Here is a 13,585-nt window from a genome sequence, read left to right on the forward strand (position 1 = left end):
GTATATCCTTTATAATTGAAAATTATAGACCATTATAGGTCATTTAAACTTTCCTGACTAGAAAATTCGACTTCTGGCGCCTGGCCCTTGTCGATTTCAACTTCCATAATCCTCTGAAATCTCTTAGAAATCTTTCCAGTCGTTATATTAATATTATTGACATCTTTAGTAACCGTCGCTAAGTGCTTAGTTAGATCGCCCCATCTCTTCTCATAGAGGCCAAAATCAACTCCTAGCTTATTGATCTCTTCGTGAAGAATCGACATATACTTAGAGCGCTCCATATTCATCAGGACTGACTGAACTGTAGTTAATGTGGCCATAAAAGTTGTCGGTGAAGCAATCCAAACATTCTTCTTTTGTGAGTAAGCGATAATATCTTCGTGATAGGCATGGATCTCTGCAAAGATTGCCTCAGCAGGAAGAAATAGAACGGCCTGCTCAGAAGTTTCACCCTTAATAATATACTTAGAAGAAATATCATCAATATGCTTTTTAACGTTCTTCACGAACTCGCGGCGAGCAACAGTCTTTTCCTCAACCGATCCCTCAAACATTCTCTTAAAGTTCTCTAATGGAAATTTCGAGTCCACACAAAGTCTTCCAATTGGCTCAGGCAGATCAAGCATGGCATCCACAAGCTTGTCATTACTTAACTTATACTGAAGCTTGTAGTACTTATCACCTTCTCCAAAAACAGACTTCAGAAGAGAAGTTAGCTGAACCTCTCCAAAAATCCCACGTGATTTCTTATCGGTTAAAACCTCTTGTAGACTTACAACATTCGTTGAAAGAGATTCGATCTTCTTTTGGGCCTCATCAATTTTAGCAAGACGAGCAATAATCCCAGTAAAAGTTTCGTTAGTTTTTTTGAAACCTTCATTTAAGTTTTCTTGAACCTTATTATTGATCTTTTCAAGCTTTTCTTGAATAGCATGATTAGTCTTATCAAATTTCTTTTCAAGGTCTTGCGTTAACTGATCCTTAAAACTAAACATGTCTTTATTAAGAGCACCTTTTGTCTCCATTAGGCGCTCAACCACGATCTCACGAAGATTTGAAAAATTCTCCGCTAGCTGATTATTATTTCTAAAAAGCGTCTCTGTTATATCATCTTTTTGAGAACGGATGAGATTTGTGACTTCATCAAAGTTAACAGTGTGCTCTTTCTTAAAAATTAGAAATAAGAAAGCTAGGATCGCTATTTGTAAAACGATGACAATAATAATTGGAGTCATTAGTTCTTCCCTTCAACTTGTGGCGTAACATATTTTTGGGCCTTTTGCTCTCGCCCTTTTTCTTTAATGAACTGAAGGCCATCAATCCATTTACCTTGAACACGAACACCCCAGTGTAAGTGTGGAGCGCTAGAGCGACCAGTATTACCACTTAAAGCAATGATTTGACCACGCTTTACTGTGTCACCTTGATTAACCTTGAACTTTGACAAGTGGCAATACATTGTTATGACACCAGCTCCGTGATCAATGAAAACAGCATTTCCATTAAAGAAGAGGTCCTTAACAAGAATAACCTTTCCGTCATTAGAAGCCTTTACCGGAGTCGGCCTTCTGGCGCGCATATCAGTTCCTGAGTGCCAGCTATTCTTCTTATTATTGAAGACACGACGATTTCCGTAATAGGCCGTGATTTTAGAGTCGAGAGGCTTAATAAACTCTTTATCCGTTAGTGATTTCTCCAGCTCAGCTGTAGCATAAGCGTCTTTTTGTAACTTTACTTCTTCCTGCCAGCGTTTGACGGCCTCAGGTGATAAGTCGACATGCTTTTTTGAAACCTTGATATATGATTTCTTATAATCAAACGGCTTAATTTCAAATGTTGCGATATGGTATTGAACCTCTTGGCCATAGACCTCAGATTTTAAATAGCAATGAACTGAAGTTGGCGCATTCGTTTCTTCGCCATCTTTTGTCTCAAAGTACCAATATTTTGGTGCCCATACCGTCTCAAGCGTATTTCCCGTTACATTGTGCCCGAGAGTGTCTTCTCCACAAAGAACGCGAAATTTCTCACCAATACTTGGCAATTCCAAGACAATTTTATTGACCTTACCAGGATGGGCAACTCGCTGTTCAACTTCGTAAGTCCCAAGCTGTGGTAGTGGCCTGATTCCAGCACATGAATAGATAAATAGAATAAAGAAAAGTGGTAATAGCTTTGTGTGTTGTCTCATAAGAAAATTATGGCAAAGAAGTCACGTTTTTTAAAGGCCTATTGCTTTAAAAGTATTAAAAATCAGGGTATAAACAAATATATTTATTTCGAAGGGGTAATTTAATGGCGACTATTAAGCCGCAAAATGCAAAAGGTACAAGAGATTTCGGACCAATCGAGTCAGCAAGAAGAAATCATATATTTGAAACAATTAAAAAAAAGTTTCAATCTCATGGTTTTATGCCACTTGAAACACCGGCCGTTGAAAACTTGAACGTACTGACGGGAAAGTATGGAGAGGAAGGAGATAAGCTTCTTTTTCGCGTTCTGAACTCTGGAGACTTTTTAAAGAAAGTTAAACCTGAAGATCTTCAAGAAAAGAACCTTGGTGCAGTTTCAAGTAAGATGTGTGAGCGTGGTCTTCGCTACGATCTCACAATTCCATTCGCTCGTTATGTGTGTGCAAACCTAAATGACCTCGCTCTGCCATTTAAGCGCTACCAAATTCAGCCGGTATGGCGTGCTGACCGTCCTCAGAAAGGACGCTATAGAGAATTCTACCAGTGTGATGGAGATATCATCGGAACAGAATCACTTCTAAGTGAAGTATCACTTGTTGAAGTCTATCACGATGTATTTAAGGACCTAAAAATCGACGGTGTTGAAATCGTTATTAATAACAGAAAAATCCTACAAGGAATTGCAAGTGTTCTAGGTGTTAGTGATAAATTAACAGATATGACAATTGCCATTGATAAGCTCGATAAAATTGGCGCTGAGAAAGTTGGAGAAGAACTACTTAATCGTGGCTTCAATGAGGACCAAGTAAGTCGTCTTTCAACTCTTCTAACACTTGAAGGTAACTCTGATGAGAAACTAGCAAAGATTAAAGACTTTCTTGGTGAAGATGAAATTGGGAAGCTAGGACTTGAAGAGCTGGAATTTGTTCTTTCAAATGTAAGAGAGCTTGGTATTGAGAACCTTGTCTTTGATCCTACACTGGCACGTGGGCTTGATTACTACACAGGCTGTATCTTTGAAGTAAAGCTAGTTGATGGTTCAATGGGAAGTATCGGTGGCGGTGGACGCTATGATGACCTAACAAGTATGTTTGGCCAAAAGGAGAAGCTTTCTGGTGTTGGAATCTCTTTTGGTGCAGAAAGAATTTATGATGTGATGCTTGATCGCGGATTATTTGAAGATATTAGCGCAAGCGTTGATTATATGATCATCAACATGGATGACAACGATCAAAAAGAATACCTACAAATTGCTCGCAAATTTAGAAGTGAAGGCCACTCAATTGAAATCTACCCTACTTCGGCCAAGATGAAGAAGCAGATGACTTACGCCAATAAGCGTGGGGTTAAAAATGTGATCTTCTATGGTGAAGCCGAGAAAGAAAAAGGTGTGTTACAAATTAAGGACATGCTCTCAGGTGAACAAACAGAAATATCAAAATAGTCGATCCTAGACATAAAAAAAGGCCAGCTAAGCTGGCCTTCTTTATTTCTAACGAAATTGATTCGTGTCGATTATCCTAGGATATCGTATGGACGAATTGTCTTTCTACCGTTAGCTGTACATCTCTTTTGAGCTTGATCAACTAGCCAGTATACGTACTCGTTCATTGCTTCAAGAGCGTCTGAAGATACGTTGTATCCTTTACCCTTAAGAGCTTCTTTAGTTTTTGAACCAACTAGAAGCATTTCTTTTTTCTTAGTTGCTTTTTTAGCTGTTTTCTTAGCTGCTTTTTTTGGAGCTGCTTTCTTTGCTGCCTTCTTTGGAGCTGCTTTTTTCGTAGCTTTTTTCTTTGCCATTTTAAACCTCGTGTTTAGTGTTTTTAATGAAAAATTTGTAATAATGTAATTTTAAGTACCTGGCCTGAACTACGTCAATAAAAAAAACGGAATGCCTCTTTAATTTGTCGATAAAACACCCTGATCTCAACTAAATAAGTGGGTAAAATGGTCACCTTTGCACCAATTCCAAGCTTAAGCTAATCTTTAGGGATGGATAAACAAGCTATTAAAATTGCTTCAGAAAAAAGCAATAAATTTATATTAGCGTTTGAAAATATCACAAGTAATACAAACGTCTACGATACAGAAAAAAACCAAATACTCATGCTGGAATCACCTAGTAGTATTTGTGCAATTATACCTAAGAAATCATGTGCTAACGGACACAAGATCAACCTCTACATTATTCAAAGCTCGCAAGTACCAAAAGGACAGCTCGCTAATATTACAAAGCTTGCAAATGTCATAAAACTGGCAAGCGAGGTTATTGAGATTGAAGAGTATGGGCCAGAGAAGAATAAAGTTGTTTTCCGCTTACTTGAAGACAACCTAAAAGAGCATAAGAAAATTGAGGCGGTGATCTTAGAAAGACAAGAGCGCTTTAATGAACTTTTAAATCAATATAGAAACACACACAACGAATAAGAATAAAAATAAGAGACAGTTACGGAATTGAAGAAATGAATAGAGAAGCATTTTTTAACGACATGGAAGTTTTGGTAGTCGAGTCCATAGGAAACGCACGCGTAGCCTATGAAAATGCGTTTAAAACTCTGGGCGTCCAGAGAAAGAATGTACGATTTGCCAAAACTTTTGAAGATGCCATTAAGGAGATGAGAAGCTTTAAGCCTACTCTTGTATTCTCTTATGAAGTTCTCGCCGAAGGACGCTACAATCAAGTATTAAAAGAACACTTAAAAATTCTTCCTAACCGTACAAAGAATAGCTTCATTCTCTTAACTCAGAATGACTCAATTGATGCCATTTCAAGAATTGCCCAACAACAAGTTGACCTCGTTCTTCCAGTCCCATTTACCGTTGATAGTATTAAGGCCTTAATGGAAGAGCTTTATAAGATGAAGTCTTCCCCTAGTGAGTACAGACAACTGATTAATGAAGCTTATGAGTACGTGGGCACAAAGCATGAGAAGGTTTTTGAAATAACACAAAAAGCACGTGAACTCTCAAAGAACCCATTTGAAACACACTACCTTGAAGGTCTATGTCAATTTAAAGAAGAGAAGTATGATGATGCTATCAAGTCATTAGAACAAGCTTATTCACTAAACCCAACAGACTTCAATACATTAAAGTTATTCTTTAAAACATATAAGCATTTAAAGAATTACTACATGGCACTTCAGTATTCACTAAAGCTTCATGCGACCTACCCTATTTCTCCGGATATGCTTAGGGATCTTTCAATGGTTGCTGTTGCGGCCAGAAAGCATGAGTTGATTTTAAATTACTATGAAGCCTATAAGAAAGTTAATGAACCGGCCGATGATATCAAGGATGCCATTGCCGCAGCTTTAGTTATTTATGTTCAATGTGAACTTGATAAGTTCGATTTTGAAAAAATAAAGATCCAAGATCTTGCAGTAAATAAGAAGTACAGAGAATCACTTAAACTTTTAGAAGAGGCTTCAATAATCTGTACAACAAAGCCAGCAATTCTTGAACGTATGCTTGTTGTCCTTGCCCACACACCTGATAATAGGACAACTAAATATATTCAAATTAAGCAGAAGGAGAAATTTCCTCAATATGAGAATGCTCCTCTCATGGATGCCCTCGTTTGCGACAAAGACTCCACTGCTTCTCAATCACTAAAGATGGCCATTGATACAATCAATAGTGGCTACTCTTCAGAAATTCTTTACGAAATCATTATTAAACGATCTGTAGAGATGAAGCGTAAGAAAGAAAGTACTCAAGAGTGGTATGAACAGGCCCTTAAAATCTATCCAAATATGAAGGTTAGGCTCGATAAATTTTATAATGCCTGATGTGATTACGAACACTTCGCCCTGCGCCGTACTATAAAGACCTTTGCATAGGCCCACCAAAATTATATAAGAATAGGAAATTTTTGGGGGTATTTATGTTTAGAGCAGTAATCTTGCTAGCTGCTATTGTTTACTTAACGAGTACAATGGCGCAATTTCAAGCACCACAAATTCCAGCTCATACACAGGCTCAATGTGTAGAGAAGCTATGTGCAAACAATCCAGGTGAATGTAGTTCAAGAACGCAGCATCGTATGATCTTTGATGCGTGTTCAAGACAACTAGATCTAGGATGTCTTGATCTTTCAATGAAGCTAATCTCAAGCTATGAGCAAAATGAAATTGAAGAAATGGTTTCAATTGCTCGCTCTTGCCAGTACGTTTCAGGATACGCTCACCAAACGGCCATGAAGAATATGTACCGTTATGATCGTGATGAATTTTCAGAAATTACATTTATTAACTCAAGACTTTGGCTTGTTCAAAACTCTTGTCTATCAAGTGCTCTTTCAAGACTACATCCAAGAGACTTTGATGGCCTTGAAGATTTAAAAGCAATTACAAACCAATGTACTGGTACTTTTGATGTTGCCTGCTTTGAGACGCAGTGTAAGTCAAAATACTCATGCAATGATCAAGAAGAGGTTGTGGATGCACTTAGAAGCTGTATTTCAGGACCAAGTAAAGTTGATCGTCGCAGACTATAAAATTTAAAAAATTTAAAATTAAAAAGCTAAAAAAATAAATACACACAAGAACACAACACACAGGTTTTTTTAATGATTAAAATTATAATTAAAATAGTGGCCATCACGATGGTGGCCACGTTTTCTAAGGCTCAATTTAATAGCTCAATACTTTTTAGCGGACGTCTTGCAAACTCATGTCAATTCGTAAGTGATCAAGCGGTCCTTGAAGTTGTTGACTCCCTTATCACAGCAATCAAAGATATCAATGACGAGCGCTACCGTTGTCAGTCAATCTATGCCAACTCTAAAGCATTCCTCGCCTCTTTAAATGAGCAATACCAATCAAGCTCAAGTGAACTTTCCATCATCGACTCAAATCTTGAGACGATCTCAAGTGAAGTCTACAAGCTTGTGACGGCCAGTTCATACGCGGGTGAGTATGATCAAGAGATTCTAAGCCTTCAGCGCAGAAGACAAGAACTTCTTGATGCTGACAATAATCGCAACAATGGAGTCGTTGATTCATTGAGTATGGCCACAACAATCCTTGATGATCTGAGAGCGGCACCAGAGTGTGATGAAGACCTTGGAACAAAGATGATTCGTCCAACGATCATGCTTATGGGTCAGGTTGCGGGAGCACTTTATCCAGGTTCAAACCTTTTTACGGCCGCAGCTTCAACGGGCCTAGCAAATATGGTGGACAGCCTTGTTTCATACGTTCAGTTTAAAGGAAATGATGCCAACCAGGCATTAGAAGACCTGTTCAGTAGTCGTAACTACTACGTTTCTTACAAGTGTGCCTATAAGAATATCAATGCCATGACTTGTAACCTTCGTCGCAAGAATGCAACAAGAGAAGAAGCAAAGTGGCTCTACAATTATATTAAGGAACTAGATACTCCAACAAAAGACTTTGAACGAATCAAGGACTTAAGAAAGCACTACCCTCGCCTTCAGCGTATTCTAAGTGAGCTTCGTGACATTTACGAAACTGCAAACCAGCAGGACACGATCGTTACAATTGCAACACTTCAAAAAGAACAGGCAAAACTTAGACTTTATCAGCCAAATCCTTACGAAATTGAGGAATGGAATGATAGCTACCAAAATATTCGTCCATGGGGCGAATGGGCCCATATGCTAACTTGGTATTCTAATATCAACTCTAAGCTAAAAGTTTATTGTCGTGAGTTCCAAGATGGTAAGTACTGGGTAAAAGAAAGTAGTGATTGTCAGGAAGGTGCTATTGCACGTGATGAAGACCGTTCGCAATATATCCAAGAAGTTGTTAAGCCTGCTCTAGCAGACCTTTCAGCGGATAAGGAAAGACTTTCTGAAAAGTTAAGAAACTCAGTAAATGTCGAAAGACTTTATAAAGTCATCGAGGCCGAAGATAATTGGCGCGATAATAAGAAAGACTTTTCAATTACAGAAGTTATTCAAATCTTTGAAGAAGACTTAGAGAATACAACAACTAGACCAGAGGCAACGTCACTCTTTTCAATTAGAATTAGAAAAGCACTTAAGGCCCTAAAGGCATTAGTTAATTTTGAAAATGTTGTGACAGACACTCAAGGCTTAACGCCAGAGGATTGTGACATCGACAATCCAACTTGTCAGTGTGATAGCTTCAAGGATCTTTCTCAAGCTGCGTATACTTATTTGGCAAATAACCTGTCAGATGGTGATGTACTTTCAGTTGAGACAATTGATGCAAGTTTTTACAACTATATCCGCACAGTAGAAGAATACTTCTTATATGGACTTCCATATGCTGAGTCGCCAAAGCTTACGTACCAAGACAGCTTAAATTACTCGAAGTATATCTTCCTTGTTCCAATTTACCGTGGAATGCAAGAAAGTCTTCTACGTGGAGATAACGTGGGAGCAAGTAATATTCCTCTGATGAATACTGCGCGTGAAAATTTTGAAAAGGTATTTGCAAAAGAAATCATCAAGGTTCTAAACAAGAACGTAAAAGTGGCCCTGGACAAAGGAAGCCGTCACGATATCTACCGCGACACTCTCCACTCTTGTGCCATCTACTACCCAATGATTAAACAAAAAGGAATGGGCCTTAGAGCTAAGTATGTTCTAAAAAGATGTAAGAAGCTCCTCGATAAGAGCGGTGGTATCCCTTACCTCATCCAAGGCCAAGAGCGTTTCTCAACAAAGAACGAAGCTTACAAGAACCAGTGTTTCTACCGTGACTACGAAGAGGCCGTAAGCACAAAGAAAGCAGAAATTGCTCGCGAGCTTGACCAAAGTGGTGATTTACCAGAATTATAATATTGCCAACCCCAAGCGGGTTGGCCTATTATACTTTATACCATTTCATATGGGCCTTTAGCTCAGCTGGGAGAGCGCTTCGCTGGCAGCGAAGAGGTCAGCGGTTCGATCCCGCTAAGGTCCACCAAAACAAAAAAGCCCACTCGAAAGAGTGGGCTTTTTTGTTTTTGTTGATTTTAGTGTCAGATCTAATTGCTTTTGGCGGTCGACTCGATCCCGCATAAGCCCCTCCCTCCATTTATCTTTAACTATTACTCAAAAATTGAAATAAAAAAGAGCACCGTAAAGTGCTCTTAATAGTAATGTAAATATATTCTGAAATTCTTCAATTACTTTGTATTCATTAATTATTCAAGCACCCTTTTTCACTGAGCATTCGGTTCCAAGTCACTTTTCGTTAGCCGTGCGTAAAGAAAAAGCGCGTAGCTAAACTCTAACCACTACGGCCCTAATCCCTCTATCCCACATCTGAAATATTCATAGGATCTCACAGTTTAAAGATAGTAATTGAAAATAACGTAAGTTAGTAAATGCTTAACTATATGATTTTATATATTTCAAACACATAATTCATATCAAAAATGATATGAAAATCGACTTTATACATCATATATGATAGGATTTATATGTATTCCGTTATAAGAACTGAAGAGTTTGAGAAGTGGTTCAGCGAGCAAACACCTAAAGAAAAGGGACAGATCAATTCAAGAATTGCTCGGATAAGAGAACATGGTTACTTTGGTGTAGCTAAAAACCTAAGTAAAGATCTCGCCGAACTTAAGTGGAAGAATGGAAGAAGAGTATATTTCACTATCGCTTATGATGAAAATTGGGGCTTAATTATTCTTTTACTTGGAGGCAATAAAAACTCACAATCAAAAGATATAAATATAGCTAAATCAATATTAAAAAGATTAAACAAGGATGATTAAATGAAAGAGTTTGATATCAAATCCCTTGAGCCAATAAAACTAAAAAAAGGGATAAAACTCTACAAAGATACTTCTGTAGAATTTTTCAAGAGCAAGAAAGCTTTATCACAAGCATTATCTGAAGCAATTCTTGATGGTGATAAAGAAGCCTTTCATGAAATCATAATTGGATTTCTTAGTGTGATAAATAAAGAGGAACTTTCGAGAAGATCTAAAGTCCCAATTGCTACAATAAGAAGAATGGCCGCTGGTGCAAACTTCAATGTCGACAATATGCTTAAAATCACTGCTGCTATCAACAAAGAACTCGCAGCATAACACAGGAAAAAAAATGAATGATCAAAAAAATCGCAAGAAAGAGCACCTGGAACTACAGTTTCTATATACCACACAAAAACGAACGGACAGTAACTTAAAAGACACATAGTATCCAAACAGTCATAATAATAATTATCGATATTACAGCTTTTACAGCTAAAGATATCTTTCGTGCTTTTACACATCTATAATCATCACATTCCTTTATAAACTCAAACATATTAGATGACTTTGAAACATCATAGTCCTTTTTCAATCTAATAAAGAGCATAGAACTATATGTAGACAATACGCCGAGTACAAAAAATAAAAATGCATAAATGCTAATAAATACTATATTCATATATCACCTCTCTAAGAACAAAAAACTGCTGAATATTTGGCATCTTGCCAACTTAACCAAGAAATAAAGTGTAAATGGATGTATAACACTTTATAAGTTACCATATCCTAAATAATATAAAACCAGGTAAGAAAATGAATGATCAAAACAATCGCAAGAAAGACCCCTTAGAGGGCGTGACTTTAAAGATGATGCTAACAGATGTTATTAACCTCTTTGGCTGTAAAGAAATCTATGCAATGACTGAGATTAATAGTTTCAATGATGAGCCTCCCATGTTTAATAAAATTTTAAAATTTATTAGAAAAAATCCATGGGCCATTCAAAAGATTGAGAAGATGTATCGTGGAAATTTAGAAACGATAGAAAAAATGAAAAGCGATGGAACAGTATCGAAAAAAGACCTTGCTCTTGGAAGTGGAACTGGTGGACGTAAAACAAAGTATTGAGATGCATAGGAAGATCATGTGTGAATCAGGAAACGTTTCTCCATCATTATTTTTTCTCGATCAAAACACAAGACAAGTTATTATGTACGACAATCAGAAGTAAATTAACTGCAAACATAATACTTCCTAAAGTTTCATTAGCAAGCCAAAGTGATAAAAAACTAAAAACGAAGGTATAGAAAATAAAAATCCCCCAATTATAAACTGAGTTATTTACCTTTATCATATTAGTTTGACCACATGATGGACATTTTATAGCCTTGCTTAAGTTTAGATAATTTAAACTAAAACCAGCATGACACTTTACACAAGTCTTTTCATTCGTTATTTTCATTGTGCGGTATTCCCCCACTCAGCATTGAGCTCTTAGTTACTTTTCGTTGACTCATTCTATAAAAACATTAATTCATACCTATTCTTCCATCACTACTTAAATTGAGCTAACACTCTCTCGTTACATTTTTTTACGCTTATCTCTTGATACTCTCTTTTCTTAAATTCTCTATATATAGTAGGCATTACATAACGAATACCTGAAGAAGGTAGCTTAAAATCTTGAATATTAGTAAAAGGTGTTAACTTCAAGACAAACTCTTCTTCATCTGTACAGACATCATAACCTAAATTCTTTAGAAGAGATGCCATAGTTGCACATGCAGAATAACAATTCTTATTAAGAAGTAATGTAATTTTATTACGATTAAAAGTAAATTTTGAAAGATCTTCTTCTCGATTAAATCTAAACTCGATCAAGTCTGGAAAATCTTCAATCTCAGTAAAGCCTTCACTACCTACGACATCTTCCCTACTATTAAATTCAGTATCAATAACAGTTCTAGGTTTAAATAGTTTTTCATTAACTGTTATCTTTTTTAATAATGCAAATGATAACAATCTATCTTTTGGACAAATATCAATAAGTAAAAGGCTACATAATACTCTATTTAAATCCTTATACGTTCCACCTTTATTTCCTCTCATATCAATATAGATATCATTAGGAGCTTTAATCAACGCTAAATCCTCTTTATCAATATTATAGAAGATGGATAATTTAAAAAACAAATAGTCTTTATATGATTTTACAAAATTCTCATATTCTTTGCCCGGACCTTCAGTAAGAATATAAACATGTTCATCTACAGTCTTCATCTTAATACTCATGCATTTTTTAAAAGCAACCTTATCTGTAGCTTGAATGCACTCGTCAAAGCTCGATACAAGCTCTTTGTTTATTTTTCCTGATGTCACATTATATTTTAATAAATTCTTAATTGTATTTACATCCTTTTCATAATCATCATTTCTATGATTAAAAGTACAAGATGATAAAAACAACAGTATTAAAAACAATTTCAACCATTTTTCCACATAAAAATACATGCCAATATCCTATAGCACCAATTATCGATTTTAATTCCCACCGGTGTTACTAACTGAGTAATGTAGTTCCAGACACTATTTCGTAGAACGACATTACTCGCACTTTCATTTTCATAACTACTATTCGACATTATACATACTAAAGCTTAGTCGAATCATTGACTTAAGAATTAAGATAGAATTGGGAGCTATATAGTTAATATCATGCTATAATTTTGACGTTAATGACAAATACAGGTGAACAAATTTGAAATTGAGAAATCAGATTGAATGGGCAATACATTGCATGGAATTTTTAGCGAGAGTTCCAGAGGGAGTATTTATCCCAACAAAAGTTCTCGCCAAATTTCATGGAATACCAAAGGAATACTTATCTAAGGCCTTACAACTTTTGGCCTCAAATGGATTGATTGAAGGGACCTTAGGTCCAAAAGGTGGCTATCAATTAGCAAAAGATCCTTCTCAAATTAGCCTTTTAGAAATTGTTGAGGCCATTGAAGGAAAGAAAAGAACCTTTAATTGTCAGGAGATTCGATTTAACAATCCTTGCTTGAAGAAAAAAGACAAAGATAAAAGTGTAAAGTGCACAATTGCAATTGCGATGCTTGAGGCCGATGAAGCTTGGAGAAATATTCTTAGAGAAAAGAAATTATCTGACATTGTCTCAGGAATAAATTCTCAAGTTCCAGCAGAAATCTTTGAATTATCAGAACAGTGGGTAAATAAAGAGATGTCCTAATCTGCGTCTCTTTTAAGTCTCCAAAACATGTATCCATTTAATAAGGCCAAGACAACTGTAAAGATAATAAAGTCGTAAACCATTTCAAACCCTACTGAAAAAATCATGCTGAAAGTAAAAGTTATCAAGAGTAGAAAACTTGCTAAGAAGGTTTCTTTTAACCTTACGTTAAAAATAAAAAAGACAGCTAATAAGACTTCAACGATAGTAACAATATATCCAAAAAAATATGAAACACTTTCAGGGAACCATGGGTTTAGACTAGCCGTGTAGCTTAAGAAAGTATCAAAATCACCCCAAACAACTCCCATATTTCCAGCAGGGCCTAGTAGGCTTAATCGATCCGCTACAACCCACAAATACGTGATTGCGAGAAGATATCTAATCACTAAAAGAGCTTTTTTAAAATACATACTTTTTTCCTTGAGCTAATTAAGGACACAATATATCCTTA

Annotated in this window: 14 protein-coding genes and 1 tRNA gene; 10 read left to right on the forward strand and 5 right to left on the reverse strand. The window is 36.3% G+C overall.

Features of this window, described 5'->3' with window-relative positions; translation table 11 throughout:
- Nucleotides 1-32 precede the first annotated feature (32 nt).
- The gene (locus tag ABMA72_RS04230) at nucleotides 33-1,238 is read right to left on the reverse strand and encodes a DNA recombination protein RmuC (RefSeq protein ID WP_392856397.1); all 1,206 of its coding nucleotides are present in this window, start codon (nucleotides 1,236-1,238) and stop codon (nucleotides 33-35) included.
- Nucleotides 1,238-2,194, reverse strand: coding sequence for a M23 family metallopeptidase (locus ABMA72_RS04235; protein WP_392856400.1), 957 nt, complete (start codon nucleotides 2,192-2,194; stop codon nucleotides 1,238-1,240). The genes ABMA72_RS04230 and ABMA72_RS04235 overlap by 1 nt, the downstream gene beginning before the upstream one ends.
- Before the next feature lie 104 nt (nucleotides 2,195-2,298).
- Here ABMA72_RS04235 and hisS point away from each other — a divergent pair, with 104 nt between their 5' ends.
- Nucleotides 2,299-3,639 carry a histidine--tRNA ligase gene (gene hisS, locus ABMA72_RS04240; protein ID WP_393056177.1) on the forward strand — a complete coding sequence of 447 codons (1,341 nt, stop codon included), beginning with the start codon at nucleotides 2,299-2,301 and terminating at the stop codon, nucleotides 3,637-3,639.
- A 71-nt stretch (nucleotides 3,640-3,710) separates the two neighbouring features.
- On the opposite strand, the gene ABMA72_RS04245 is transcribed toward hisS, so the two are convergent.
- The gene (locus ABMA72_RS04245; protein ID WP_021266565.1) at nucleotides 3,711-3,995 is read right to left on the reverse strand and encodes a hypothetical protein; all 285 of its coding nucleotides are present in this window, start codon (nucleotides 3,993-3,995) and stop codon (nucleotides 3,711-3,713) included.
- Nucleotides 3,996-4,187: 192 nt separating this feature from the next.
- Here ABMA72_RS04245 and ABMA72_RS04250 point away from each other — a divergent pair, with 192 nt between their 5' ends.
- From ABMA72_RS04250 to ABMA72_RS04285, 8 genes are all read left to right on the forward strand, one after another.
- On the forward strand, nucleotides 4,188-4,622 hold the full coding sequence (locus tag ABMA72_RS04250; RefSeq protein WP_392856404.1) for a hypothetical protein: 435 nt from the start codon (nucleotides 4,188-4,190) through the stop codon (nucleotides 4,620-4,622).
- A gap of 35 nt (nucleotides 4,623-4,657) precedes the next feature.
- On the forward strand, nucleotides 4,658-5,986 hold the full coding sequence (locus ABMA72_RS04255) for a tetratricopeptide repeat protein (protein WP_393056179.1): 1,329 nt from the start codon (nucleotides 4,658-4,660) through the stop codon (nucleotides 5,984-5,986).
- 95 nt (nucleotides 5,987-6,081) lie between these two features.
- Nucleotides 6,082-6,693, forward strand: coding sequence for a hypothetical protein (locus tag ABMA72_RS04260; protein ID WP_392856409.1), 612 nt, complete (start codon nucleotides 6,082-6,084; stop codon nucleotides 6,691-6,693).
- 72 nt (nucleotides 6,694-6,765) lie between these two features.
- The gene (locus ABMA72_RS04265; RefSeq protein WP_392856411.1) at nucleotides 6,766-8,967 is read left to right on the forward strand and encodes a hypothetical protein; all 2,202 of its coding nucleotides are present in this window, start codon (nucleotides 6,766-6,768) and stop codon (nucleotides 8,965-8,967) included.
- Between the two features lie 51 nt (nucleotides 8,968-9,018).
- Nucleotides 9,019-9,094: transfer RNA gene (locus ABMA72_RS04270), tRNA-Ala, on the forward strand.
- Between the two features lie 499 nt (nucleotides 9,095-9,593).
- Nucleotides 9,594-9,899, forward strand: a complete 306-nt coding sequence (locus ABMA72_RS04275; RefSeq protein ID WP_392856412.1) for a type II toxin-antitoxin system RelE/ParE family toxin — start codon at nucleotides 9,594-9,596, stop codon at nucleotides 9,897-9,899.
- Nucleotides 9,900-10,217 (forward strand): hypothetical protein, encoded by a 318-nt coding sequence (locus ABMA72_RS04280; protein ID WP_392856415.1) that lies wholly within the window; start codon nucleotides 9,900-9,902, stop codon nucleotides 10,215-10,217.
- A gap of 477 nt (nucleotides 10,218-10,694) precedes the next feature.
- Nucleotides 10,695-11,009, forward strand: a complete 315-nt coding sequence (locus ABMA72_RS04285; protein ID WP_393056181.1) for a VF530 family DNA-binding protein — start codon at nucleotides 10,695-10,697, stop codon at nucleotides 11,007-11,009.
- 426 nt (nucleotides 11,010-11,435) lie between these two features.
- Here the strand turns inward: ABMA72_RS04285 and ABMA72_RS04290 are convergent, their stop codons facing one another.
- Complete coding sequence (locus ABMA72_RS04290; protein ID WP_392856419.1) at nucleotides 11,436-12,392, reverse strand: hypothetical protein; 957 nt, start codon at nucleotides 12,390-12,392, stop codon at nucleotides 11,436-11,438.
- A gap of 247 nt (nucleotides 12,393-12,639) precedes the next feature.
- Here ABMA72_RS04290 and ABMA72_RS04295 point away from each other — a divergent pair, with 247 nt between their 5' ends.
- Nucleotides 12,640-13,131, forward strand: a complete 492-nt coding sequence (locus ABMA72_RS04295) for an RrF2 family transcriptional regulator (protein WP_392856421.1) — start codon at nucleotides 12,640-12,642, stop codon at nucleotides 13,129-13,131.
- On the opposite strand, the gene ABMA72_RS04300 is transcribed toward ABMA72_RS04295, so the two are convergent.
- The gene (locus ABMA72_RS04300) at nucleotides 13,128-13,544 is read right to left on the reverse strand and encodes a MauE/DoxX family redox-associated membrane protein (protein ID WP_392856422.1); all 417 of its coding nucleotides are present in this window, start codon (nucleotides 13,542-13,544) and stop codon (nucleotides 13,128-13,130) included. The two genes, ABMA72_RS04295 and ABMA72_RS04300, sit on opposite strands and share 4 nt — an antisense overlap.
- Nucleotides 13,545-13,585 lie beyond the last annotated feature (41 nt).

The organism is Halobacteriovorax sp. CON-3, assembly GCF_043196995.1.
GTDB lineage: Bacteria > Bdellovibrionota > Bacteriovoracia > Bacteriovoracales > Bacteriovoracaceae > Halobacteriovorax_A.